The sequence below is a fragment of the Rhizobium sp. CIAT894 genome, from assembly GCF_000172795.2.
Lineage (GTDB): Bacteria > Pseudomonadota > Alphaproteobacteria > Rhizobiales > Rhizobiaceae > Rhizobium.
Genome location: NZ_CP020947.1, coordinates 4166879 through 4190778, shown reverse-complemented (window position 1 = coordinate 4190778; position 23900 = coordinate 4166879). Strand labels below are relative to the sequence as shown.

The following is a 23900-nucleotide window of genomic DNA, read 5'->3' as shown; positions in this document are numbered from 1 at the left end:
TGCTCGTTATGCCGAGACTGTTTACCGCCCTCGAAATTCCGCGCAATGCGGCGATGAGCCTTTCATTGCTGCGCGGCGGCCTCCCCGGAGCACGATGGATCGATGTGGAGAATTACCACATCACCCTGCGCTTCATCGGTGATGTCGACGGCCGCACGGCCGATGAAATCGTGGAACGCCTCGACCGGATCGACCGGCCGGAATTCCAGTTCCGGCTCGAAGGCATCGGTTCCTTCGGCTCGAAGAAACCGCATTCGGTCTGGGCCGGCGTCTCGCAATCGCCTGAAATGTACGCCCTGCAGGGCGAGATCGAGCGCATCTGCCAGCGCATCGGCCTGCCGCCGGATCCACGCAAATTCATGCCGCATGTAACGCTGGCACGGCTCAAATCCTCGCGGCTCGACGATGTCGTGCAATATCTGGCCGGGCGCGGCAATTTCCATACGGCGACGTTCACCGCGCCGCGCTTTGTGCTGCTTTCGTCGCGCGAATCGGTCGGTGGCGGCCCTTACCTCACCGAGGAAGTGTTTCCGCTGCACGAGGCACGCTCGACGCCCAGCGTTTCGAGCAAGCTGCTGCAGCCGGTCAAGAGCCTGGTATAGACCAGCTCGAAACCGTCCGGGCCGCCATAATCGGGATCGGGGATATCTTCTCCGGTTCCAAGCGCGGCGTCGCCGATGTCGGCTTCCGGCGGTGCGATCTTTTCAAGTGCTGCCACATTGTCGTGGTCCATGGCGAGGATCAGGTCGAAATCCGTGAAATCCCTTGGTTGGATGCGCCGGGCGCGTTGCCCCAATATGTCGATGCGGTGGCTTTTCGCGGTGGCGACCGAGCGCCGGTCGGGCTGATCGCCCTCGTGCCAGCCGCCGGTACCGGCGGAATCGATCCTAAAATGGCCGATCAGGCCAGCCTCGGCGACAAGATGGCCGAAAATTCCTTCCGCCAGAGCATGATGCCGAAAAGTGTGAGCGGTTTTCGGACGACATCCTGTTCTGGCGGAGAACGGCATATATTGCCCATGCAAACGAAGAGGATGCTGATGCGTTTCATCGGTAGACCTGTTGACAGATGAAAGGACGATCGCATGAAAATGGAAAAACTGGAACGTGCGGCAGTCGATGCTGAACTGACCAAGCTTGCAGGCTGGACGCTCAACGACGCTGCCTCCTCAATATCGAAAACCTTCAAATTTTCCAATTTCATCGAGGCTTTCGGTTTCATGACGGAAGCAGCGATTACGGCCGAAAAGCTCAACCACCATCCGGAATGGTTCAACGTTTACTCCAAAGTAGAGGTGACGCTGAACACGCATGATGCCGGCGGGCTGACGGAGCTGGATTTCAAGCTCGCCAAGGCAATGGAGAAGGCTGCGGCGCGAAGGATGGTTTGAAAGCGGGGCCATTTGAAAGGCGGGCCGTCATCACCATATGTTCGCCTGGACAAAAGGGATGCAGGGATGGATGAGGTCAAATTCGGAGAAATCCTGTTGCCGGGCGACGAGGACACCCAAAGCCGGCGGGAAAAGACCGTAAGGCAGAAATTCTGGCCGACCTTCCGGCGGGCGGTTCGGCAGGTTCCCTTTTCCCGCGACGTCGTCGCCGGTTTTTATTGCGCGCTCGATCCGCAGACGCCGACCAAGGTGCGCGGCGTGCTGCTGGCAGCGCTGGCCTATTTCGTCATGCCGATCGACATGATTCCCGATGTTTTTGCCGTTATCGGCTTTTCCGACGACGTCGCCGTGCTCTCGGCCGCCTTCGCCATGGTGCGCGGCCATATCCGGCCCGGCCACTACGAAGCGGCTGACCGCGTTCTCGCCGACCGGCCGGAAGAGGCGATGAAGACAATCTGAAGCACGTCGTCCTCCCAAAACCGCTGCACAGTTTGGGCGACTTACGTCAGGCGATTTCGCGTTCCAGCACCTTGCGGAGTTTGCCGAAGGCAAGCCGGATGCGCGATTTGACCGTGCCGAGCGGCAGGCCGGTCGTTTCGGCGATTTGAGAATGCGATTGCCCGAGAAAGAAGGCGGCGCGCAGCATGTCGCGCTGCTCTTCCGGCAATTGGCCGACGGCGGCGCGTATCCGGGCGTCGCGATCGTCATTGGCGATGATGTCTTCAGCGCCGATCTCGGCCGGCGGCTGCAGGGCCGGATCGGTCTCGTCGAAGATGCGGGTATTGGCACGGCGCTGCTGGTCGATGCGGCGGTTGCGGGCGATGCGGAAAAGCCAGGTCGAAAGGGAAGATCGCGTGGCATCGTAGAGATCCGCCTTGTGCCAGAGCACGATCATGATCTCCTGGACCAGTTCCTCGGCCTCGGCTGATGTCATCTTCTGGCGCATCAGCCAGGCTTTCAGCCGCGGTGCGAAATAGTCGAACAGGATGGAAAAGGCCTGCTGGTCGCGATCCCTGGCGACGGCCTTCGCGAGGGCAGCGAAACGCTGTCTTTGCTCGGCATCCATGTCCCCTCACGCGCCCCCTGCGGCAATAATTTCGTATCGGATTTCCAAGTCTTACTGAGGTACAACGGATTTGGGAAAGGTCAAACTCTTGCCTGAATCTTTGTGTCTTAAATTCAGCCGAACGGACGGCCAGTGCCATCGGGGCACCATGTCGCGGCCGATACCGTCAAAGGGGCGAAAATTGATACCCGAGCTGAAATGACACAGGCAGATACAAATCGCAGCTATTGTTGACCATTTGGTAACCTGAATTAAGTCAAAATAAAGCAGATCGTGATTATGCGGCGCCCGCTATGATCGCTTCGGGCCTTGAATCGCAAGAACCGGCAGGAATCCATGTTTGTAAAAAGTATCGTATCCGCTCTCGCACTCACCCTTGTCACGGCCGGAGTTGCGGCAGCGCAGCAGGCCGCGCCGAACCGCATCCAGCAGTTCCAGGCATGGGGCGCCTACTCCTACAAGTCGGGCGCCAGCACCGTCTGCTACGTGCTGTCGGTTCCGACGGCAAAGCAGCCGGCAAGCGTCGACCACGGCGACAACTTCTTCATCGTCTCGCAGCGTCCGGGCCAGAACATCTCCTATGAGCCGCAGGCGATGATGGGCTACACGGTGAAGGAAAATTCGAAGATCAACGTCGTCATCGACAACAAGACCTTCGTGATGTTCACCAAGGACAAGGCCGGCTGGGTCGAGAACGCGGCGCAGGAGCCCGCCCTGGTCGCCGCCATGAAGACCGGTCATTCGATGACGGTCAATGCCGTTTCCCGCAAGGGTACCGGCACCTCCTACAGCTATTCGCTCTCGGGCATCTCGGCTGCGCTGAAGCAGATCGAAAGCTGCAAGTAAGCGGTCCCCCAACCGCAGAGTTTCGACGGGGCCGGCCTTGCGCCGGCCCTTGCCGTTTCTATCTCTAGTGACGCGCGGGCAAAATGATGCTAAAGCCCGCGCCAACAGCGGACAGAGCGCGGTATCCGTCGCCGTTCCGCATTCAATTTCTGCCCATGTGCCGCCATGCGCCTCACGTCTTCCGGTTTGCTCCTGAAGTCCGCGAGGCTTGCGAGGCGGTTACGTGTTCGAATTCGGGATGAATGCCTATGTCCGTCATGGATGCGATAGATGTCACCAAGCCGCAGGCGCCAGGCGCCGCTTCCGGCGCAGAGAAGCCTTCCCTGATCGGGCTGTCGCGCGAGGAGATGGCGGCGGCGCTGCGTGAAAAGGGCGTGGCCGAGAAGCAGATCAAGATGCGCGTCGCGCAGCTCTGGAACTGGATCTATGTGCGCGGCGTCTCCGATTTCGACCATATGACGAATGTCGCCAAGGATATGCGTGAAATGCTGAAGCAGCATTTCACCATCGCACGTCCGGAGATCGTCGAGGAGCAGGTCTCAAATGACGGCACGCGCAAATGGCTGCTGCGTTTTCCGCCGCGCGGCGCCGGTCGCCCGGTGGAGATCGAGGCCGTCTACATTCCGGAAGAGGGGCGTGGCACGCTCTGCATCTCAAGCCAGGTCGGCTGCACGCTGACATGTTCCTTCTGTCATACGGGTACGCAGCGGCTGGTGCGCAACCTGACGGCGGAGGAAATTCTGTCGCAGCTGTTGCTTGCCCGCGACCGGCTCGGCGACTTCCCGGATCGTGAAGCGCCGCAGGGCACGATCATGCCGGCCGAGGGCCGCAAGGTCAGCAATATCGTGATGATGGGCATGGGCGAGCCGCTCTATAATTTCGACGCCGTCAAGCAGGCATTGCTGATCGCTACGGATGGTGACGGCCTGTCGCTTTCCAGGCGCCGCGTGACGCTGTCCACCTCGGGCGTCGTGCCGGAGATCTTCCGCACCGGCGAGGAGATCGGCGTCATGCTGGCGATCTCGCTGCATGCGGTGCGCGACGACCTTCGCGACATTCTGGTGCCGATCAACAAGAAGTATCCGCTGAAGGAGCTGATCGAAGCGTGCAAGGCCTATCCCGGCCTTTCAAACGCGCGGCGCATCACCTTCGAATATGTGATGCTGAAGGATGTCAATGACAGCCTGGAGGACGCCAAGGGGCTGATCAAGCTCCTGAAGGGCGTGCCGGCGAAGATCAACCTCATTCCGTTCAATCCCTGGCCCGGCACCAATTACCAGTGTTCCGACTGGGAGCAGATCGAGAAGTTCGCCGATTTCATCAATTCGGCCGGCTACGCCTCGCCGATCCGCACGCCGCGCGGTCGTGATATTCTGGCCGCCTGCGGTCAGTTGAAATCGGAATCCGAACGCATGCGCAAGACCGAGCGCCTGGCCTTCGAAGCGATGATGATCGCCAATCACGGCGCCGACGACTGATCAGCAAGTTTGATCCTCGCTACAATTCTCCTGCATTGATTTAAGCATGCGCTTTTCCTAATAGTGCCGCCAAAATCAATCAGGAGGAAATAAATGCGCCCTATTCTGCTCGCTCTTGCCGCCACTTTGGCGCTTTCGCTGCCTGCAAAGGCCGATAACGTGACCGTTGCCGTAACGGCGATCGTCGAACATCCGGCGCTGGATGCGGCGCGTAAGGGCGTTCTCGACGTGCTGACGGCTGCCGGCTACAAGGAAGGCGAGAACCTGAAATTCCTGTTCGAATCGGCGCAGGGCAATCCGGCGACGGCAGCCCAGATCGCCCGCCAGTTCGCCGGCGAAGAGCCTGATGTGATCGTGCCGATCTCCACGCCGTCCGCCCAGGCCGTCGTCTCCGCGACGCGCGACATTCCGGTCGTTTTCACCGCCGTGTCCGATCCGCTCGGCGCCCAGCTCGTCAAGAACATGGACAAGCCCGGCGGCAATGTCACCGGCCTTTCCGACATGTCGCCGGTCGCCGAGCACCTGGCGCTGATCAAGGAAATCGTGCCAAACGTTAAAACCATCGGGTATCTCTACAATTCAGGCGAGGCGAACTCGGTTTCGCTGCTGGCCGTCTTGAAGGTCGAAGCCGAGAAGGCCGGCCTGACGGTGGTTGAATCGGCTGCCACCAAATCGGCCGAGGTTCAGGGTGCCGCCCGCGCCCTCGTCGGCCGCGCCGATGTGATCTACGTCCCGACTGACAACACGATCATCTCGGCGCTCGAGGGCGCCGTCGCGGTTGCTGAGGAGAGCAAGCTGCCGCTCTTCACCGCCGATACGGATTCGGTTTCGCGCGGTTCGATCGCCGCCCTCGGCTTCAACTATTACGATGTCGGCAAGCAGACCGGCGAAATCGTTGTGCGCGTGCTGAAGGGCGAGAACCCCGGCGACATCGCGGTCAAGACTGCCGCCGGCAGCGATCTGGTGGTCAACAAGGCCGCGGCTGCCAAGATGGGCGTCACCCTGCCGGAAAGCGTGCTGTCGCGCGCCAACAAGGTCATCGAATAATCGGCCGCCATTTCAATGTTTAGTCGAATACAGCCGCTCCCGTTTGCACGGGGGCGGTTCTTCGTATTAAAAAGCTGCGGTTTCGCGACGGGCGGAACGGAAACAAAAAGGGGCTGAAAGCCTTGAGCCAAATCGCATTCTGGGGCGCCGTCGAGCTCGGCCTGGTCTATTCCTTCGTCGCTCTCGGCGTCTATCTCGCCTTCCGCGTGCTTGATTTTCCCGACCTGACGGTCGACGGCTCCTTTCCGCTCGGCGCGGCGGTGACCGCAGTGCTGATCATTGCCGGCGTCAATGCCTGGCTTGCGGCTTTGATCGCGATGGCGGCGGGTGCGGCGGCCGGCATGGTGACGGCGCTGCTCAACGTGCGCTTCAAGATCCTCAACCTGCTCGCCTCGATCCTGACGATGATCGCGCTGTTTTCCGTCAATCTCAGGGTGATGGGTAAACCCAATGTCGCCCTTATCAATGCCGATACGATGATCAGCCCGTTCTTCGGCCACGGCCTTCGCGATTTCTACGTGCGGCCGCTCTTCATCGGCGTGCTTGTGATCGTCGCGCTCATCCTGGTCTGGCGTTTCCTGGAAAGCGATGCGGGACTGGCGATGCGGGCGACCGGCGCCAATGCACGGATGGCCCGCGCCCAGGGTGTCGATACCAGCCGGCAGATCTATCTCGGCATGGCGATCTCGAATGCGCTGGTGGCGCTCGGCGGCGCCTTGTTTGCCCAGACGAACGGCTTTGCCGACGTCACCTCGGGTGTCGGCACGATCGTCGTCGGGCTTGCCGCCGTCATCATCGGCGAGACGCTGCTCGGGCGCCGAGGTTTGCTGGTCGCGCTGATCGGCTGCGTGCTCGGCTCGATCCTCTATCGCATCGCCATCCAGTTGGCGCTGTCGAGCGACGTCATCGGCCTGCAGGCCTCCGACCTCAACTTCGTAACGGCGGTGCTGGTGACCGTGGCGCTCGTCCTTCCCCGTCTTCGCGGAGGTGCCGCATCGTGATCAGCGTCAAAGACATCAAGGTCGTTTTCGGGCGCGGCACGCCGCTGCAGAAACAGGCGCTGAACGGCGTCAACCTGACCATCGAGCAAGGCTCCTTCGTCACCGTCATCGGCTCCAACGGCGCCGGCAAATCGACGCTGCTCGGCGTGCTCGCGGGCGATGTCATTCCGAGCGAGGGACAGGTGCTGATCGGCAAGACTGAAGTGACGCGCAAGTCCACGGCGGCGCGTGCCGGCCTGGTGGCGCGCGTCTTCCAGGATCCGCTGACGGGAAGCTGCGGCGCGCTGTCGATCGAGGAAAACCTTGCTTTGGCCGCCCGGCGCGGCGAGAAGCGCGGGCTTGCGCCAGCGCTTGGCGGTAAACGCCGGGACTATTTCAAGGAGCGGATTGCCGAACTGAACCTCGGGCTGGAAAACCGGCTGAAGGACCGCATGGATCTGCTCTCGGGCGGGCAGCGCCAGGCCGTGTCGCTTGTCATGGCAACGCTGGCAGGCTCCGAAGTGCTGCTGCTCGACGAACATACGGCAGCGCTCGATCCCGGGATGGCGGAGTTCGTGATGAACCTGACGCAGAAGATCGTGGCCGAGCGCAAGCTGACGACGATGATGGTGACGCATTCCATGCGCCAGGCGCTGGATTACGGCCACCGCACGATCATGCTGCATGGCGGCGAGATCGTTCTCGACGTGGCAGGTGACAACAGGAAGAACCTGCAGGTCGAGGACCTGATCGCCATGTTCCGCAAGATGCGCGGCCAGACGCTCGATGACGATGCTTTGCTGATCGGCTAACCCGCGGCCGGTTTTACCGGTCTGCCCGCCTGATCATCTCGCCTGGGTGAGCAGGATCTTGGCGGCGAAGATCGAGAAGACGCCGGCGAAGGTATAGTCCATGCCGCGCAGCACCTTCCTGTTGTTCTGCAGCCAGGAGGCCAGCCGGTCGGCGGCAAGGACCACGGCGGCATTGACCGGCATGGCGAACAGAATGAAACAAAGCCCAAGGAAAAGCAGCTTCTGCGTGACGGCGGGATCGCCGGCGCTGACGAATTGCGGCAGGAAGGTCATGAAGAAGATGATGACCTTCGGGTTCAGAAGATTGACCCAGAAGCCGGACGAGATGTTCGAAAGCGCTGTCCCCTTCTGCTCCTCGACCTTGGCGACGGTGAGCTTCGAGCCGAAGCGGATCGCCTGCACGGCGAGCCAGAACAGATAGGCAGCGCCACCGGTCTTCAGGATCAGGAAGGCCGTCGGCGAGGCGGTGATCAGCGCCGAAATGCCGAAGGCGACCAGCATGGTGTGGACGATGATGCCGAGGCTGGTGCCGATGACGACGAAAAGAGCCGCTTTCTTGCCCTGGGTCAGCGAACGGCTGATCGACAGCGTCATGTCGGGACCGGGCGTCGCCGCGAGCAGCAGCGTCGCGGCGGCAAATGCCAATAGGGTTGAGAGGCTCGGCAGGAAATCCATGGCACGCTCTGAAAGCCGGAAAGATCGGGCGATTTTTTACCCGGCTTTCAGAAAATTACCAATCAAACCTTCTCATAGTGCCGATCACTTCTGGTCGAGGAAGGCCTTGAACTTGTCGGCATAGTCCTTGTGCCAGCGCGACAGCGGCGGGCGGTTCTCGATGATATCGCCGGCCGCCCAGGCCATGCGGCGCTCGTCGACCGGACGGGCCACGTCGTTGTCGGGGCAGAGGATATAGAAGTCGCCGCGCTCGAGGCTTTCGATCATGAAGTCGACCGTCTGTTCCGGCGTCCAGGCGGCGGCCGGTTTTTCCGTGCGGTCGCCCTGGGTGAGGCCGGTGAAGACGAAGCCGGGGATGAGAAGATGGGCGGAGATCTTCCCGCCTTCGATGTTGCGAAGCTCGTGCTCCAGCGCTTCGGTAAAGACCTTCACGCCCGATTTGGAGATGTTGTAGGCCGGATTGCCGGGCGGCGTGGTGATGCCCTGCTTGGAGCCGGTGTTGATAATCAGGCCGGGCTCGCCGTGCGACAGCATCTTCGGCCCGAAGGTGCGCGTGCCGTTGATGACGCCCATCAGGTTGACGGCGAAGATATGGTCCCAGTTCGCCTGCGGGCTGAAGATCGAGGTTTCCGGGCCGATGCCGGCATTGTTCATCAGCACATGCACGCGGCCGAAACGCTGGAGCACCGCACGTTCGAGCGCCTCCAGAGAGTCCCTACTCGCGACGTCGGTCTCGACCGCCATCACCTCTTCCTCGCCGGCAATGGCCTTGAGTTCGTCTGCGGCATTCGCCAGCCGATCACCGCCGAGATCGGCGATGACGACGCTCACGCCGGCCTTGGCAAAGTGTTTTGCGGCAGCAAAGCCGATGCCGGAAGCACCGCCGGTGATGACGGCAACATTGGATTTCTTGAAAATGTCTTGAATATTGGTCACGGGGAGCCTCTCCTCGATCATTGCTAGGACGTTGGCGAATATGGGCTCCGCTTTCGCACTGTCAAACCCTATCGGCGCCGGTGGCCTCGCACTTGCCCTTGCGTCACGCGCCAATCTCGCTAAAAGTGCCGCGACACCGGGTTTTCGCCGGCCTTTTATGCAACGGACCTCATCATCATGGCATCATACAAAGACGTGAAGAAAGTCGTTCTCGCCTATTCCGGCGGTCTCGACACCTCGATCATCCTGAAGTGGCTGCAGACGGAGCTCGGCGCCGAAGTCGTCACTTTCACCGCCGATCTCGGCCAGGGCGAAGAGCTGGAGCCGGCGCGCAAGAAGGCCGAGATGCTCGGCATCAAGGAAATCTATATCGAGGACGTGCGCGAGGAATTCGTGCGCGATTTCGTCTTCCCGATGTTCCGCGCCAACGCCGTCTATGAGGGCGTTTATCTGCTCGGCACTTCGATCGCCCGTCCGCTGATTTCCAAGCATCTGATCGATATCGCCCGCAAGACGGGCGCGGATGCGATCGCCCATGGCGCCACCGGCAAGGGCAACGACCAGGTTCGTTTCGAGCTGTCCGCCTATGCGCTGAACCCCGACATCAAGATCATCGCGCCGTGGCGCGACTGGGCGTTCAAGAGCCGCACCGACCTGCTCGCCTTCGCCGAACAGCATCAGATCCCGGTCGCCAAGGACAAGAAGGGCGAGGCGCCGTTCTCCGTCGACGCCAACCTGCTGCATTCCTCTTCCGAGGGCAAGGTTCTCGAGGATCCCGCTCAGGAAGCTCCTGAGTATGTGCATATGCGCACGATCTCGCCGGAGGCCGCGCCCGACAAGGCTGAAGTGATCAAGGTCGGCTTCCGTAAGGGCGATGCCGTCTCGATCAACGGTGTCGAGATGTCGCCGGCGACGCTGCTCGCAACGCTCAACAATTATGGCCGCGACAACGGCATCGGCCGTCTCGACCTCGTCGAGAACCGCTTCGTCGGCATGAAGTCGCGCGGCGTCTACGAAACGCCCGGCGGCACGATCCTGCTCTCGGCGCACCGCGCCATCGAATCGATCACCCTCGATCGCGGCGCTGCCCATCTCAAGGACGAGATCATGCCGCGTTACGCCGAGCTGATCTATTACGGCTTCTGGTTCTCGCCGGAGCGCGAGATGCTGCAGGCGCTGATCGACAAGAGCCAGGAGCATGTCGAAGGCGAAGTGACGCTGAAGCTCTATAAGGGCAATGTCATGGTCATCGGCCGTGAAAGCGAAAAGTCGCTCTATTCCGACAAGCTCGTCACCTTCGAGGACGATCAGGGCGCTTACGACCAGAAGGACGCAGCCGGCTTCATCAAGCTCAACGCGCTGCGCCTGCGCACGCTCGGCAAGCGCAACCTCGCGAAGTAATCACGCTTCGCTTTCGAATTGAACGGGAGCCCGCCGGCATCGCCGCGCGGGCTCTTTGATTGCTGCGATTCATGCGGCGGCCGCATCCATACACAGCCTGATATCGCCGCGGCGCGGTCCCCAGCTTTCGGCCCAGAGCGGCAGGCCGGCGAGATCGGCGATCTCAGACGCCGCTTCGACAGGATCAAGCCGGATTGCCTCGCCGCGATCCGTGATGACAAATGCATCTTCGGCCTGATCGAGACAGGTCACGGCCAGCCCGGCCCTGACGGTGATGCCGCCGCGGTCCAAGGTCAGATCGCGGGCAATGGCCCGGCGCAACGTGTCGAGATCGAGCGAGGCGAGCCGCAGAGTACCTTGCCACTCGTTCGGAGCGTTGGTGGGGTCGACGACATTGATGCCGGGCAGTGCGGGAACCTCCCCCTTGAGCGGCCCTGCGCCATGCCGGGTGGTATAGCAGCGTGTCGCATATGTCGCGTCCAGCTCTGTGATGCCGGCCTCGGCTGAGATCGCCAGCATGTTCGCGAGCCCGGTATTCGAACGGGTGACGTGGGGAAACACGCCGCGGTCCTGATCAAGCTCCAGGCCCTGTGCCGCTTCGAAGATGACAGGGCCGCGTTCGCACAGCCGTCGGTCGGGCCAGAGCGCGACGCGGTCGAGATAGGCGGCGCAATCGGCCTCGAAGCGGGCAATGGTGATTTCGTCAGTCAGTGCGACGGCCAATTCTGTGGGCAAGGCGGTGATCCCGAGCGCGGCCAGCCGGACAGGCACCCAGGCATCGCGGATGGAAACAAGCCGGGCATGCAGATCGGGACGAAACAGGTCCTTTGTCGAGAGGGAGAATTCCGGGCGCAGATTGCGCTCGATGGTTTCGCCGAAGCCGAGGCCGCAACTGCCGTGACGGGCAGTGCCGCGCGCCAGTTCCAAGGCCTGGTTGATGATGACGTCGAAGGGTGTGGTGACCGGGGCACGCGGGTCGCTGCTGATCTCGGGCTTTATACCCAGTTGGCCGAGGGCGGCCAATTCGTCGAGCAGCAGCATCGGATGGGCGACGAAGAAACGGCTGAAATGGGTGACAGCTCCGGCAAAGCTGCCCGCGCCGACATGGTGAAAGACATGGCGGGCGCCGGCGTCGCCAAGCACGGTATGACCGGCCTGAGCCCCGCCATTGCTGCGAACCACCACGGCCCCCGGCGTGGCTGCGGCGAGGCGATCGACCATCAGTCCCTTACCTTCGTCGCCATAAAGCGCGCCGATCACGGCCTGTGCCTGGGTGCTCATGCTCTGCTCCTCAAAATGTCGCCCGGAGCACGCCGGGGCTTTGGTTCTGGAAGGTATGGGCCCAGAGCGGTTCAGAACCGCTCCAACCCTTTGCTTAAACCCCCGGGGAAAGTGCCTGGCACTTCCCCGATTAGAAGAACGGCAGCAGGTGCCGCTTCGGGCGTTCGCCGATGGCTTTGGCGACGACCGCGGCTGCCGCACCGGGCCAACTGGCGGCCACGTCGCCGGCGTCGCGACCCTCGGTGATCTCGATGATAGAAACCACCAGCTCGGCAATGCGCCTGTGATCATCGAGCACGAAGGTGCGGCCGGGCAGCAGCGGCTGCCAACTCGCGAGCACCCGCTCGAGCCCGTTGGCCGCATAGCCCTCGCGGATGACGATGTGGAAGACCTCGTAGGATCTCTCAGCCATCGCCAGGCATTCCCGGGCGCTCAGACCGTGCGGCGGTTGGATGCCGAAGATGCGGGCAATCTGAGGGGCGGTCAGGCCGTTATGAACCGGCTCATCGCCAATGGTGAAGAGATAACCCTTGCGGCCGCGTCTTTCGAAGGCATCGGTCGAGGTTTTGAGGGCCGCCAAAAGATGGGCGGCGCTGTAGCTCTCGCCGCCATTGCCGCCACCATTGCCTTCCAGCCACAAGGCGCGGATCTGGCTGGCAAGCGAGATGTCGGCCTCGAACTGGGTGGCCTGCAACGGTGCGGAATCGGTATAGGCATCTCCCACCGCCGCCACCATGATATGCGGATCGGATACCGGACGGCGGTCGTAGATCTCCGATGTCAGGGTGATGAGCCCGCCGCGCATCAGTTCGTGGGCGATCATGCCCATCGAACCGGTCACATCCGAGGCCAGAATAATCGGGGTCGATTGTGGATTGTAAGCGCTGTCGCGGCTCTCGCGAGTGGAAAAGCGCGACGGATCGAACCGCGGGTCGATGCCGGTGGCGCCGAATATTTCCGACCGGCTGCGGCCATCCACATGACGTGCGTTGTAGGCTGCCCAGTCGGCCGTGCTGAAACGTCCCATACCCATGGCATCACTCCTTTGCTGTTGCCGTGGCGATCGGCTCGGGTGTCTGCCCACCACCGCGTTGATGTCAATAATATAAACTTGCAAAATGCAATTTGCAAGTAGCTATTTGCAAATTGTCATTTTCACGGTTGGCGGCTATGAGAGCGAGGAGAACGCCAGTCGAACAATTGGCCGGGAGATGCTGATGGCAGAGGCTCAATTCGCGCGACCAATCGTGACCGTCGACATCGTCTTGCTGACGCTACACGAAGGGCGGTTGTGCGTGGCGCTGCTGCCGCGGTCCGCCGAACCGTTTGCCGGCGTGCCGGCACTGATCGGCGGTTATCTGCACATCGACGAGGACGTCGATGCAGAGGCGGCAGTGCGGCGTATCCTCAAGGCCAAGGCAGGGCTCGCGGACATTTTCTTCGAACAACTGGCGACCTTCGCTTCGGCGCGCCGCGACCCCCGCGACTGGTCGGTATCGATTGCCTATTTTGCATTGGTGCCGCAGGCAGCGCTTACGGGCGGCACAAGCCCTCTGGAATTGCGGCCCGCCGAGGCGGCCGGCAAGCTGCCTTTCGACCATAATGAGATCGTCACCGCGGCGCTGGAGCGGTTGCGCGGCAAGGGCGCCTATTCGACCATTCCGGCGAGACTTCTTCCGGAGATTTTCACCATGTCGGAACTGCAGGCAATCTATGAAACGGTGATGGGCGAACGGCTTGATCAAAGCGCCTTTCGCCGCAAGATCAACGATCTGGATCTGCTCGAGGTGGTCGAAGGCGAAAAACGACAGACCGAGCGAGCCCGGCGGCCGACGACGCTCTATCGGCTGAAGGCGCCCCTTGCTGTGTTCGACAGAAGAATTTGAACGGATCGGCTGGCCGATCTCACCAGATGGTTGGACTACACCGGGCGTCACGGCTGTTTCGCCACCCTTGACGGACGGCGGCGATCGCTTAGTCTGCCAAATCATCCTCCGGAGTATTTCCATGACCCAGTCCCTGGTCTTCGGCGCCTTTCTGGCGGCACTCTTCTACGTGCTCATTCCCGGACCCGCCTTCCTGCAACTGCTCGGCATCGGCGCCGGGCAGGGCCGCAAGGCCGGCGCCTTCTTCATGATGGGGCATCTGGTCGGAGATCTCATCTGGTCGTCGCTGGCGCTGATCGCGATCGTCGGGGCCAAGACGATCGGAACCTTCGTCTTCGATCTGCTCGGCCTTGCCTGCGGTTTCTATCTCGCCTGGATCGGCTGGAACGCCGTCAACGCCAAGCCGAAAGCCGAAGGGCAGGCTCTCGTGATGGTCGAGAGGCCGTTTCGCCGCGGGCTGATCTTCGGCGTCACCAATCCGAAGGGTTATCCGGTGGCGCTCGCCACCTTCACCGCACTGGTTGCAGGCTCGGCCGGGGCGCTCGATTTCGAGGCGCTCCCGCTGCTGCTCGGCGTGTCCTTCGTCGGGTTCGTCACGGCCGACATCATCCTGATCGGCGTCATCGGCGCGGGCGCGGTGCGGCGCTTCTATCGCGCCCATGAGCGGCTGATCGTGCGTTGCTCCGGCGTGCTCTTCATGGGTTTTGCCGCCCAGGCCTTGTGGCATGCCACACCCGGCCTGCTCGGCTGGCGCAAGGCCTGATCAGCCGTCTAGAAAATTGACGATCGAATTCAGCGTCCGAACCTCGTCGGGATCGCCGATCGACATGGCGACCTGGAGCTGGCTCTTGTAATAATCGAGGAAGTTGAAGCTGGTGCCGTCGGTGACGCTGGAGAGATCGATGACGTTGCCGAGCGGATCGATCGCATGCATCGGCAGGGGTTCTGAGATCGCTGCGTAGGTATTCTGATCGATCAGGCCGCTGTCGAAGCTCTGGCGTGCGTAATTGCGCAGCTCTCCGGGGCTGACCGCTGTGAAATCCGGCCCTTCGTCGAGATTGTCTTCGATCTGGAATGAGGCCGGGGCTGGAGCCTTGGTCTCGATTTCAATATCAGAGGTCTTCGAAGTTTTTGCGTTATTAGGATTGTTTTTAAATAGCAAACTCTGAGAAGACCGCACAGAAAAAATTTCCATGACGCATGTCCCCTTACAGGAAGAATATCCAGAAACTAGCGCCTGCGCGTGATTCGCGTCAATCGTTAACAAATGGTTAATTCTAGCGCGTCAATTTTTGTCCACCAGATTTGGCAGGCGAGGCGAAAGGCGCTTGCCTGCAACATACCAATTCCAGGGCGGCTCTCCTATATGACGATCCACCTGCATGCCAAAAAGGAATTCTCCGATGTCTTCTCCCCGCAATGTCAATCCGGCGCTGGTCAACTGGGACGGTCTTCACGGCCTGCCGCGTTTCGATGCTGTCGACGACGGCGATTTTGCCGCTGCCTTCGATGCGGCGCTTGCCGCCCATGAAGCGGAGATCGACGAAATCGCCGCCAACGGCGATGCCCCGACATTCGACAATACGGTCGTGGCGCTGGAGATCGCCGGCGATGCGCTGTCGCGCGTTTCCGCACTTTTCTGGAACAAGGCGGGCGCCCATACCAATGACGTGATCCAGGCGCTGGAGCGGGAGATCTCGCCGAAAATGTCGCGCCACTATTCGAAGATCGGGATGAATGCGGCACTTTTCGCCCGCATCGACACGCTCTGGGAAAAACGTGAGAGCCTTGGCCTGACGCTCGAACAGGCGCGCGTGCTGGAGCGCCACTGGAAAGGCTTCGTCAAGTCGGGCGCCAAGCTCGAGAAGGCCGAGCAGGAGAAGCTCGCGGCGATCAATGAAAAGCTTGCCGGCCTCGGGACGCAATTCGGGCAGAACGTGCTGGCCGACGAGACGGCCTGGGCGCTGGTGCTTTCCGATGGAGCCGAGCTCGACGGACTGCCGGAATTCCTTTGCGACGCAATGGCGGCGGCAGCGCGCGAACGCGGCGAAGAGGGTAAATATGCGGTGACGCTGTCACGCTCGATCATCGAGCCGTTCCTGACCTTCTCGGAGCGCCGCGATCTGCGCGAGCAGGCTTTCAAGGCATGGGTGGCGCGCGGCGAAAATGACGGCGCGACGGACAATCGAGCCGTCATCAGGCAGACCCTGGCCCTGCGTCATCAGGTGGCGACACTGCTCGGTTACGGCAATTTCGCCGAGCTGAAGCTCGACAACACCATGGCGAAGACGGCGGGTGCGGTGAACGATCTGCTGAAAGCCGTCTGGGCGCGAGCAGTGAAGCGCGCCGGCGAGGAAGAGGCCGATATATCGGCGCTGATTACCGAGGAGGGGCGCAATCACGAGGTGATGCCATGGGACTGGCGCCACTATGCCGAAAAGATCCGGGCGCGGAAGTTCGACTTCTCCGAGGCCGAGCTCAAGCCCTATCTGCAGCTCGAGAAGATCATCGAGGCCTGCTTCGATGTGGCCGGCCGGCTGTTCGGTATCCGCGCCGTCGAGAAGAAGGATGTGGCCGCCTATCACCCGGATGTCCGGGTGTTTGAAATCAGGGATCGCGAAGACAGGCTGGTTGCTCTCTTCCTCGGCGATTATTTCGCTCGCGGCTCGAAGCGATCAGGCGCCTGGATGAGCTCGCTGCAATCGCAGCACAGGCTGGAACTGAAGAACGGCCGCCACGGCGAGCTGCCGATCATCTATAATGTCTGCAACTTCGCCAAGCCGGCGGAAGGCAGGCCGGCGCTGCTGTCGCTCGACGATGCGCGCACGCTGTTCCACGAATTCGGCCACGCGTTGCACAGCATGCTTTCCAACGTCACCTACCCATCCGTCTCCGGCACCGGCGTTTCGCGCGACTTCGTAGAGCTGCCGTCGCAGCTCTATGAGCACTGGCTGACGGTGCCCGATATTCTGAAGCGTTATGCCGTGCATGTCGAAACCGGCGAGCCGATGCCGCAGGCGCTGCTCGACAAGGTACTGGCCGCCCGCACCTTCAATGCCGGCTTCAACACCGTCGAGTTCACCTCGTCGGCGCTTGTCGATATGGCCTTTCACACGCGGGAGGCGGTCGCCGACCCGATGGCGGTGCAGGCGGAGGTGCTGGCCGAGATCGGCATGCCGAAATCGATCGTCATGCGCCATGCGACGCCGCACTTCCAGCACATCTTTTCCGGCGGTTATTCGGCCGGCTATTACTCTTACATGTGGTCGGAGGTGCTCGACGCCGACGCTTTCGCTGCCTTCGAGGAGACGGGAGACGCCTTCAACGGCGCGATGGCGCGCAAGCTCAAGGAAAACATCTATTCTGTCGGCGGCTCGGTCGATCCGGAGGATGCGTACAAGGCCTTCCGCGGCAAGCTGCCGAGCCCGAATGCGATGCTTCTGAAAAAGGGACTTTCAACCTTCGAGGAATTGACAGGCAGCGACGCCTAAGACAATTTGATGACACGCTTCGATGCGGCATGGCAGCAGCCATGCCGCAGCTTTCGCGCGTTCCCCCCTTTCGCAAACGCAAAAAAAACTGTATGGACGCCCCAAACTAATAGGCGCGTCCTCACGAGCGTGCGCCCCAGCCTCAGAGATTTGACATATGGCACTTCGCAATATCGCGATCATCGCGCACGTTGACCATGGCAAGACGACCCTGGTGGACGAGCTTCTGAAACAGTCCGGCTCGTTCCGCGAAAATCAGCGTGTCGCCGAACGCGTGATGGACTCGAACGATCTCGAAAAAGAACGCGGCATCACCATTCTCGCCAAGGCAACCTCGGTCGAGTGGAAGGGTGTCCGCATCAACATCGTCGACACCCCCGGCCACGCCGACTTCGGCGGTGAGGTCGAGCGCATTCTCTCGATGGTGGATGGCGCCATCGTTCTCGTCGACTCCTCCGAAGGCCCGATGCCGCAGACCAAGTTCGTCGTCTCCAAGGCGCTGAAGGTCGGCCTTCGCCCGATCGTCGCGATCAACAAGATCGACCGTCCGGATGGCCGCCACGAAGAAGTCATCAACGAAGTCTTCGATCTTTTCGCCAATCTCGACGCGACCGACGAGCAGCTGGATTTCCCGATCCTCTATGGTTCCGGTCGCGACGGCTGGATGAACGTCAATCCGGAAGGCCCGAAGGACGAGGGCCTTGCACCGCTTCTCGACCTGGTGCTCAAGCATGTCCCGGAGCCGACGGTCGAAGAAGGCCCGTTCCGCATGATCGGCACGATCCTCGAAGCCAACCCCTTCCTCGGCCGCATCATCACCGGTCGCATCGCATCGGGCTCGATCAAGCCGAACCAGGCCGTCAAGGTTCTCGGCCAGGATGGCAAGCTGATCGAAACCGGCCGCATCTCCAAGATCCTCGCCTTCCGCGGCATCGAGCGCACGGCGATCGAAGAAGCGCATGCAGGCGACATCGTCGCGATCGCCGGCCTCTCCAAGGGCACCGTCGCCGACACCTTCTGCGATCCGGCGGTCTCGGAAGCCATGAAGGCGCAGCCGATCGACCCGCCGACGGTCACCATGTCCTTCATCGTCAACGACAGCCCGCTGGCCGGCACCGAAGGCGACAAGGTAACGAGCCGCGTCATCCGCGACCGTCTCTTCAAGGAAGCCGAGGGCAACGTCGCGCTGAAGATCGAAGAAGCCGAAGGCAAGGACTCGTTCTACGTGTCCGGTCGCGGCGAACTTCAGCTTGCTGTTCTCATCGAAACCATGCGTCGCGAAGGCTTCGAGCTTGCCGTGTCGCGTCCGCGCGTCGTGATGCACAAGGATGAAAGCGGCCAGCTTCTCGAGCCGATCGAAGAAGTCGTCGTCGACGTCGATGAAGAACATTCGGGTGTCGTCGTGCAGAAGATGTCCGAGCGCAAGGCCGAAATGGTCGAGCTGCGTCCGTCGGGCGGCAACCGTCTTCGCCTGCGTTTCTACGCACCGACCCGTGGCCTGATCGGCTATCAGTCGGAACTGCTGACCGATACGCGCGGCACGGCGATCATGAACCGCCTGTTCCACGACTACCAGCCCTACAAGGGTGTGATCGGTGGCCGCGTCAACGGCGTGCTGCTCGCCAACGCTTCCGGCGAAGCCGTCGCCTATGCGATGTTCAACCTGGAAGATCGCGGCCCGATGATCATCGAGCCGGGCGAAAAGGTCTATGCCGGCATGATCATCGGCATCCATTCGCGCGACAATGACCTTGAAGTCAACGTGCTGAAGGGCAAGCAGCTCACCAACATCCGCGCTGCCGGTAAGGACGAAGCGGTGAAGCTGACGCCGCCGATCCGCATGACGCTCGATCGCGCGCTCTCCTGGATCCAGGATGACGAACTGATGGAAGTGACGCCGAAGAACATTCGTCTGCGCAAGATGTATCTCGACGCAAACGATCGCAAGCGTTTCGAAAAGTCCAAAGCGGCTCTTTGAGCCCTTGGAAACAGCATTTGAAACCCCGGCCTTGCTGCCGGGGTTTTTTGTTGTGCGCTGCGCTGATTCCGACTTGTGACAATCGTTAAAAAAGCGTTAAAATTTATCTGTCGTCCACATATCAAGTCTGTGGGCAATCGATCACGATGCGCTGGCCGCATATGGTTAATTGCCTTTGGCAGGACCAGAGTAAACGTTATGAAGACGTTGTCGATCGATGTCCGGCGGGCCGAACCGCACGATGCCCGGGCCATATCGGAAACCCACAGGCTCGCCTGGCAGCACACCTATGCGGGCATCATTCCGCATCGGGCGCTGACACAGATGATCGAGCGGCGCGGGGAAACCTGGTGGCGCAAGGCGACGCGCGGACCGGCAACGCTCCTGGTTCTCGATGTTGCCGGAACGGTTGCCGGCTACGCCACGCTCGGCCTCAATCGCGCCCGCGCTCTGCCGCAGGAAGGCGAGATTTACGAGCTTTATCTCCGCCCCGAATATCAGGGCATCGGCCTCGGCAGGATGCTGTTCGGCGAGGCGCGCCGGCTGTTGAAGTCGCTCGGCTGCAAGGGGCTGGTCGTCTGGTGCCTCGAGGATAACGAGACCGCCAGCCGCTTCTACCGCAATCACGGCGGTGTCGATTTCTGCGAAGGCATGGAAAATTTCGACCACAAGCAGTTGAAGAAGATCGGCTTCATCTGGAACTGACCGGTTTGGTCGGCCTTGGCCGACCGCCTATTCCAAAGTTTTGACCTCTTTGCGCCGGTGCCATCACGCATTGGTGATGTCAAATGTTGCGTTGCCGCATGAAACTGATTATCTGGCTGCGAGCAATTCAACCTCGCGGGAGTTCCTATGCGCATCGACGCCATTTCCATCGGTAATAATCCACCTGAGGACGTCAACGTTATCGTCGAGGTTCCTGTCGGCGGCCATCCCATCAAGTATGAAATGGACAAGGAAGCCGGCACGCTGGTCGTCGATCGTTTCCTCTACACGCCGATGACCTATCCGGGCAATTATGGTTTCGTGCCGCACACGCTGTCTGAGGACGGCGACCCGATCGACGTGCTGATCGCCAGCACCCGTCCGCTGGTTCCGGGCTGTGTCATCAATGTGCGCCCGATCGGCGTCCTGAAGATGGAAGACAATTCCGGCAAGGACGAGAAGATCATCGCCGTGCCGTCGCCGAAGCTGACGCTGCGCTATGAGAAGGTGAAGGACTATACCGATCTTCCGGAAATCACGCTGAAGCAGATCGAGCACTTTTTCGAGCACTACAAGGATCTGGAGCCCGGCAAGTGGGTGAAGATCTACGGCTGGGGCGATTCCAAGGAAGCCGGCCAGCTCATCCTCGAAGCCGTCGAGCGCGCCAAGACGACGAAGGGCTGATTATTCAGCTTATTCAGCCTAAAAGCGTTTCGAGCTTTTTTGCCAAATCCTCCGGATCGCCGTCGATCCGGAGGATTTTTTTGCGCGCGGTCTCGCCCGAGACGAGGCTGATGCTGGATTTGGGGATGCGCAGCGATTGGGCGACGAGAAGGATGAGGGCCTTGTTGGCCTTGCCCTTTTCCGGGACGGATGTGACGCGCGCCCTCAGGAAAGTCTCGCCCTCGCCGTCGGCCTCGATGCCATCGATCGCGTCACGCCCGCCATTCGGCGTCAGCCGGACGGCGAGGCGCAGATGATCGTCGAATTGCTTCCAGGGACGGCTCAAGCGACCAGCGGGTACAGCGTGGTCCAAAGCAAGGTGCGCAGGAAGAAGATAATCAGCAGCAGGATGATCGGCGAAATGTCGATGCCGCCAAGGTTCGGCAACCGGCTGCGGATCGGCTTCAGCACCGGCTCAGTGACGTTATAGAGGAATGTGCCGACCGAATTGACGAACTGATTGCTGGAGTTGATGACGTTAAAGGCATAGAGCCAGGAAAAAATGGCACTGGCAATCAGGATCCAGGTGTAAATATTCAAAGCCAAATCAATGGTTTGAAACAGCGCAAACATCGTCTTCTCCAATTCGTTGTTGACAGACATGTAGACATTGGCGACTAAACGAGCAAGTGCCGTGTGGGAACGCGCGGTGAATCATGTTTAACGGGCGGCCTTGCAGCTATTCCGGCGCCCGTCTCCTCGGAAAACACCCGATGTCGTTTTCGCCCACCGGAGACCGTTTTGCCGCGTTCCGGCATTCGTCCTACACACGGTTCTTCTTCGCGCGCTTCCTGCTGTCCTTCTCGCAGCAGATCGTCAGCGTCGCCGTCGGCTGGCAGATGTATGATCAGACGGGCAAGGCGATCTATCTCGGCCTGATCGGGCTGGTGCAGTTCCTGCCGTCGCTGCTGCTCATCCTCGTCACCGGTTCGGTGGCCGACCGGCACAATCGCCGGGCGATTGCCGCTCTCTGCTCGCTGGTGAGCGCGCTTTGCACGCTGGCGCTGCTTGTCATGACTGTCATGGGCAGCTTCACGCCCCTGCCGGTTTTCGCCGTGCTTCTGATCTTCGGCATCGAACGCGCCTTCATGTCGCCGGCGGTGCAGTCTCTCGCGCCCAACCTCGTGCCGGAGCATGCGCTTTCCAATGCGATCGCCTGGAACTCGTCGTCCTGGCAGCTCGCGGCGATCACCGGGCCGGTGATCGGCGGTCTGCTCTACGGCGTCAGCGCCGCGACGGCCTATACGGTGGCGGTGATTTTCTCCATCCTCGGCGCGGCTCTTCTCTACATGATCCCGAAGCCGGAGCAGAAGACGACGGGCGAGGCCAAGAGTTGGGCGATGATCCTCGGCGGCTTCAGCTTCATCCGCGCCGAAAGGGTGGTGCTCGGGGCGATCTCCCTCGATCTCTTCGCCGTGCTGCTCGGCGGCGCCACCGCACTGATGCCGATCTTCGCCCGCGATATTCTGACGCTCGGTCCCTGGGGCCTCGGGCTGCTGCGCGCGGCGCCAGGGCTCGGCGCTATCGTCATGGCAATTTTCCTTGCCGCCTATCCGCTGAAACACCGCGCCGGTCTCTATATGTTCATCGGCGTCGCCTTGTTCGGTCTGGGAACGATCGTCTTCGGCATTTCGACCAACACTGAGGTCTCGATCGCGGCGCTGGCGCTTATGGGGGCAGCCGACATGGTGTCGGTCTATGTGCGGGAGAGCCTGATCGCGCTCTGGACGCCGGATCACCTGCGCGGCCGCGTCAATGCAGTCAACATGGTCTTCGTCGGCGCTTCGAACGAACTTGGGGAATTCAGGGCGGGCACGATGGCATCGATCTTCGGTGCGGTGCCGGCGGTTGTTATCGGCGGGATCGGAACGCTTGCCGTGGCGGCGATCTGGGCTTCGAGTTTCCCGAAATTGCGGCAGATCGATACGCTCGACGCGCCCAGCACATAGAGGCTCCTGCCGAACGACGCCTTATGCGGGAAGCGTGATCGGGGGTGCGGCTTTCGCCGTCTTGCCTTCGAAGACGATATCGAGGAATTCGCTCAGCCAGGCTTTCAGCGGCGCGTCGAACAGCATGCGGCCTTCGAGATGTTCGCGGCCCTGCTGGGCGTTCGGCAGAATGAAGCGATGCGCGCCATGCACGACCCAGCGGTGCATCATCACCCGGGTGAGTTCGGCATGGAATTGCAGGCCCCAGGCGTTGCCGTCGTAGCGGAAGGCCTGGTTGGGATAGGCATCGCCTTCGGCCAGAAGATCGGCGCCGTGCGGCAGCTCGAAGCCCTCGCGGTGGAAATGATAGACCATCCTCGGCCAGTGCATCAGCAGCCGGCCCTTCTCGGTCGGGTGCAGCGGATACCAGCCGATCTCCGTCGAGCCGTCGGCATTCGACTGCACCTTGCCGCCGAGTTGACGCACCAGCATCTGCGCGCCGAGGCAGATGCCGAGATAGGGGCGTTTTTCCCGCAAGGGAATGTCGATCCAGTCGATCTCCTTCTTGACGAAGTCCTCGGGATCATTGGCGCTCATCGGCCCGCCGAAGACGACGGCGCCGGCATGATCTTTCAGCGTCGCCGGCAGCGGCTCGCCGAGAACCGGGCGGCGGATATCGAGGCGGTAGCCCTTTTCGACGAGCAACTGGCCGACACGGCCGGGACTCGACCGTTCCTGATGCAGGACGATGAGGATCGGGCGCCGGTCGCGGTTGGCGTTTTGCTCAGTCGCTGTCATCTTGCGCAACCTGGACATCTGTCACCCTGGCGGCGGCCTCCTGCCGCTTCTGGATGCGCTCGCGTGAGGAGACGCCGAGCAGGTCGGCGATACGCCAGATCACATGGTCTTCCATTTCGCTGCGTTCGCCATCGGCATAGACGATGTCCCAGAGAATGCCGATCAGCTCCAGCCGCTGCTCGGTGTTCAGATGGCGTTTCAGGTCGGCGGTGAAGCGATAATAGTCGACGGCGGAGCTTTCGGCCTCGAGGCCGGCGGCGATCAGGGCGTCAAGCTGCTTGCCGTCGAGCGCATACTGTTCCTTCAACAGCTTGCGCAGTCGCTTCTTCTCGCTGGCTTTGATCTGACCGTCGGCCTCCATCACCTGCATGCAGAGTGCCGCCACCGCAATGCGCGGATCGTCAGGGGCAAAACCCTTTTTCGGGTGGTCGGCGGTGAGCTTCTGGAAGAATGCCTGAAAGCGTTCGAACATGCGGTTT

Annotated in this window: 26 protein-coding genes and 1 pseudogene; 16 read left to right on the top strand and 11 right to left on the bottom strand. The window is 61.3% G+C overall.

Going from position 1 to position 23900, the window contains the following annotated elements; all coding sequences use genetic code 11:
* Positions 1-8: 8 nt before the first annotated feature.
* Positions 9-602, top strand: a complete 594-nt coding sequence (gene thpR / locus RHEC894_RS20600; RefSeq protein ID WP_085738650.1) for an RNA 2',3'-cyclic phosphodiesterase — start codon at positions 9-11, stop codon at positions 600-602.
* Here the strand turns inward: thpR and RHEC894_RS20595 are convergent.
* A pseudogene (locus tag RHEC894_RS20595) lies at positions 509-1050 on the bottom strand (low molecular weight protein-tyrosine-phosphatase). The gene thpR and the pseudogene RHEC894_RS20595 sit on opposite strands and share 94 nt — an antisense overlap.
* 34 nt (positions 1051-1084) lie before the next feature.
* Between RHEC894_RS20595 and RHEC894_RS20590 the strand changes: the two are divergent.
* Positions 1085-1390 (top strand): 4a-hydroxytetrahydrobiopterin dehydratase, encoded by a 306-nt coding sequence (locus tag RHEC894_RS20590; RefSeq protein ID WP_085738649.1) that lies wholly within the window; start codon positions 1085-1087, stop codon positions 1388-1390.
* Positions 1391-1456: 66 nt separating this feature from the next.
* Positions 1457-1849 carry a YkvA family protein gene (locus RHEC894_RS20585; RefSeq protein ID WP_010068439.1) on the top strand — a complete coding sequence of 131 codons (393 nt, stop codon included), beginning with the start codon at positions 1457-1459 and terminating at the stop codon, positions 1847-1849.
* 46 nt (positions 1850-1895) lie between these two features.
* Here the strand turns inward: RHEC894_RS20585 and RHEC894_RS20580 are convergent, their stop codons facing one another.
* The gene (locus tag RHEC894_RS20580) at positions 1896-2456 is read right to left on the bottom strand and encodes a sigma-70 family RNA polymerase sigma factor (protein ID WP_085738648.1); all 561 of its coding nucleotides are present in this window, start codon (positions 2454-2456) and stop codon (positions 1896-1898) included.
* 336 nt (positions 2457-2792) lie between these two features.
* Between RHEC894_RS20580 and RHEC894_RS20575 the strand changes: the two genes are divergently transcribed.
* The 5 genes from RHEC894_RS20575 to RHEC894_RS20555 all read left to right on the top strand — a co-directional run bounded on the left by RHEC894_RS20575 (position 2793) and on the right by RHEC894_RS20555 (position 7619).
* A complete protein-coding gene (locus tag RHEC894_RS20575; protein ID WP_085738647.1) occupies positions 2793-3302 on the top strand; it encodes an invasion associated locus B family protein in 510 nt (169 codons plus the stop codon).
* Between the two features lie 248 nt (positions 3303-3550).
* Complete coding sequence (rlmN, locus tag RHEC894_RS20570) at positions 3551-4780, top strand: 23S rRNA (adenine(2503)-C(2))-methyltransferase RlmN (protein WP_085738646.1); 1230 nt, start codon at positions 3551-3553, stop codon at positions 4778-4780.
* 93 nt (positions 4781-4873) lie between these two features.
* Positions 4874-5827 carry an ABC transporter substrate-binding protein gene (locus tag RHEC894_RS20565; RefSeq protein WP_010069478.1) on the top strand — a complete coding sequence of 318 codons (954 nt, stop codon included), beginning with the start codon at positions 4874-4876 and terminating at the stop codon, positions 5825-5827.
* A 122-nt stretch (positions 5828-5949) separates the two neighbouring features.
* Complete coding sequence (locus RHEC894_RS20560; RefSeq protein ID WP_010069477.1) at positions 5950-6828, top strand: ABC transporter permease; 879 nt, start codon at positions 5950-5952, stop codon at positions 6826-6828.
* A complete protein-coding gene (locus RHEC894_RS20555) occupies positions 6825-7619 on the top strand; it encodes an ABC transporter ATP-binding protein (protein WP_010069476.1) in 795 nt (264 codons plus the stop codon). The genes RHEC894_RS20560 and RHEC894_RS20555 overlap by 4 nt, the downstream gene beginning before the upstream one ends.
* 33 nt (positions 7620-7652) lie before the next feature.
* On the opposite strand, the gene RHEC894_RS20550 is transcribed toward RHEC894_RS20555, so the two are convergent.
* Together RHEC894_RS20550 and RHEC894_RS20545 are read right to left on the bottom strand one after the other, a co-directional pair.
* A complete protein-coding gene (locus tag RHEC894_RS20550; RefSeq protein WP_085738645.1) occupies positions 7653-8294 on the bottom strand; it encodes a LysE family translocator in 642 nt (213 codons plus the stop codon).
* Positions 8295-8378: 84 nt separating this feature from the next.
* A complete protein-coding gene (locus tag RHEC894_RS20545; protein WP_085739073.1) occupies positions 8379-9230 on the bottom strand; it encodes an SDR family NAD(P)-dependent oxidoreductase in 852 nt (283 codons plus the stop codon).
* 177 nt (positions 9231-9407) lie between these two features.
* On the opposite strand from RHEC894_RS20545, the gene RHEC894_RS20540 reads away from it, so the two are divergent.
* Positions 9408-10631 (top strand): argininosuccinate synthase, encoded by a 1224-nt coding sequence (locus RHEC894_RS20540; RefSeq protein WP_010068012.1) that lies wholly within the window; start codon positions 9408-9410, stop codon positions 10629-10631.
* A gap of 69 nt (positions 10632-10700) precedes the next feature.
* Here RHEC894_RS20540 and RHEC894_RS20535 read toward each other — a convergent pair whose 3' ends face one another.
* Together RHEC894_RS20535 and RHEC894_RS20530 are read right to left on the bottom strand one after the other, a co-directional pair.
* On the bottom strand, positions 10701-11912 hold the full coding sequence (locus tag RHEC894_RS20535) for an adenylosuccinate synthetase (protein WP_085738644.1): 1212 nt from the start codon (positions 11910-11912) through the stop codon (positions 10701-10703).
* 130 nt (positions 11913-12042) lie between these two features.
* Entirely contained in the window at positions 12043-12945 is a 903-nt protein-coding gene (locus tag RHEC894_RS20530; RefSeq protein WP_085738643.1) for a hypothetical protein, read from the bottom strand.
* Positions 12946-13129: 184 nt separating this feature from the next.
* On the opposite strand from RHEC894_RS20530, the gene RHEC894_RS20525 reads away from it, so the two are divergent.
* Positions 13130-13798, top strand: a complete 669-nt coding sequence (locus tag RHEC894_RS20525) for an NUDIX hydrolase (protein ID WP_085739072.1) — start codon at positions 13130-13132, stop codon at positions 13796-13798.
* Between the two features lie 121 nt (positions 13799-13919).
* Positions 13920-14561, top strand: coding sequence for a LysE family translocator (locus tag RHEC894_RS20520; RefSeq protein ID WP_085738642.1), 642 nt, complete (start codon positions 13920-13922; stop codon positions 14559-14561).
* Here the strand turns inward: RHEC894_RS20520 and RHEC894_RS20515 are convergent, their stop codons facing one another.
* Complete coding sequence (locus tag RHEC894_RS20515; protein WP_085738641.1) at positions 14562-14993, bottom strand: hypothetical protein; 432 nt, start codon at positions 14991-14993, stop codon at positions 14562-14564.
* Positions 14994-15201: 208 nt separating this feature from the next.
* Between RHEC894_RS20515 and RHEC894_RS20510 the strand changes: the two genes are divergently transcribed.
* From RHEC894_RS20510 to ppa, 4 genes are all read left to right on the top strand, one after another.
* Positions 15202-17289 (top strand): M3 family metallopeptidase, encoded by a 2088-nt coding sequence (locus tag RHEC894_RS20510; protein WP_085738640.1) that lies wholly within the window; start codon positions 15202-15204, stop codon positions 17287-17289.
* A gap of 157 nt (positions 17290-17446) precedes the next feature.
* Positions 17447-19267, top strand: a complete 1821-nt coding sequence (typA, locus tag RHEC894_RS20505) for a translational GTPase TypA (protein WP_003567330.1) — start codon at positions 17447-17449, stop codon at positions 19265-19267.
* A 198-nt stretch (positions 19268-19465) separates the two neighbouring features.
* A complete protein-coding gene (locus RHEC894_RS20500) occupies positions 19466-19972 on the top strand; it encodes a GNAT family N-acetyltransferase (protein ID WP_085738639.1) in 507 nt (168 codons plus the stop codon).
* Positions 19973-20119: 147 nt separating this feature from the next.
* Entirely contained in the window at positions 20120-20656 is a 537-nt protein-coding gene (ppa, locus tag RHEC894_RS20495; RefSeq protein ID WP_003589783.1) for an inorganic diphosphatase, read from the top strand.
* A 13-nt stretch (positions 20657-20669) separates the two neighbouring features.
* Here ppa and RHEC894_RS20490 read toward each other — a convergent pair whose 3' ends face one another.
* Entirely contained in the window at positions 20670-20981 is a 312-nt protein-coding gene (locus RHEC894_RS20490; protein WP_010067328.1) for a DUF167 domain-containing protein, read from the bottom strand.
* Positions 20978-21268: a YggT family protein gene (locus RHEC894_RS20485; RefSeq protein ID WP_003543619.1), complete on the bottom strand. Its 291-nt coding sequence runs from the start codon at positions 21266-21268 to the stop codon at positions 20978-20980. The genes RHEC894_RS20490 and RHEC894_RS20485 overlap by 4 nt, the downstream gene beginning before the upstream one ends.
* A 140-nt stretch (positions 21269-21408) precedes the next feature.
* On the opposite strand from RHEC894_RS20485, the gene RHEC894_RS20480 reads away from it, so the two are divergent.
* Entirely contained in the window at positions 21409-22644 is a 1236-nt protein-coding gene (locus tag RHEC894_RS20480; RefSeq protein WP_085738638.1) for an MFS transporter, read from the top strand.
* Between the two features lie 21 nt (positions 22645-22665).
* Here RHEC894_RS20480 and RHEC894_RS20475 read toward each other — a convergent pair whose 3' ends face one another.
* A complete protein-coding gene (locus RHEC894_RS20475; protein WP_085738637.1) occupies positions 22666-23439 on the bottom strand; it encodes a glutamine amidotransferase in 774 nt (257 codons plus the stop codon).
* A complete protein-coding gene (locus RHEC894_RS20470; RefSeq protein WP_010066424.1) occupies positions 23408-23893 on the bottom strand; it encodes a TerB family tellurite resistance protein in 486 nt (161 codons plus the stop codon). Before RHEC894_RS20470 ends, RHEC894_RS20475 begins: the two co-directional genes overlap by 32 nt.
* Positions 23894-23900: the final 7 nt, after the last annotated feature.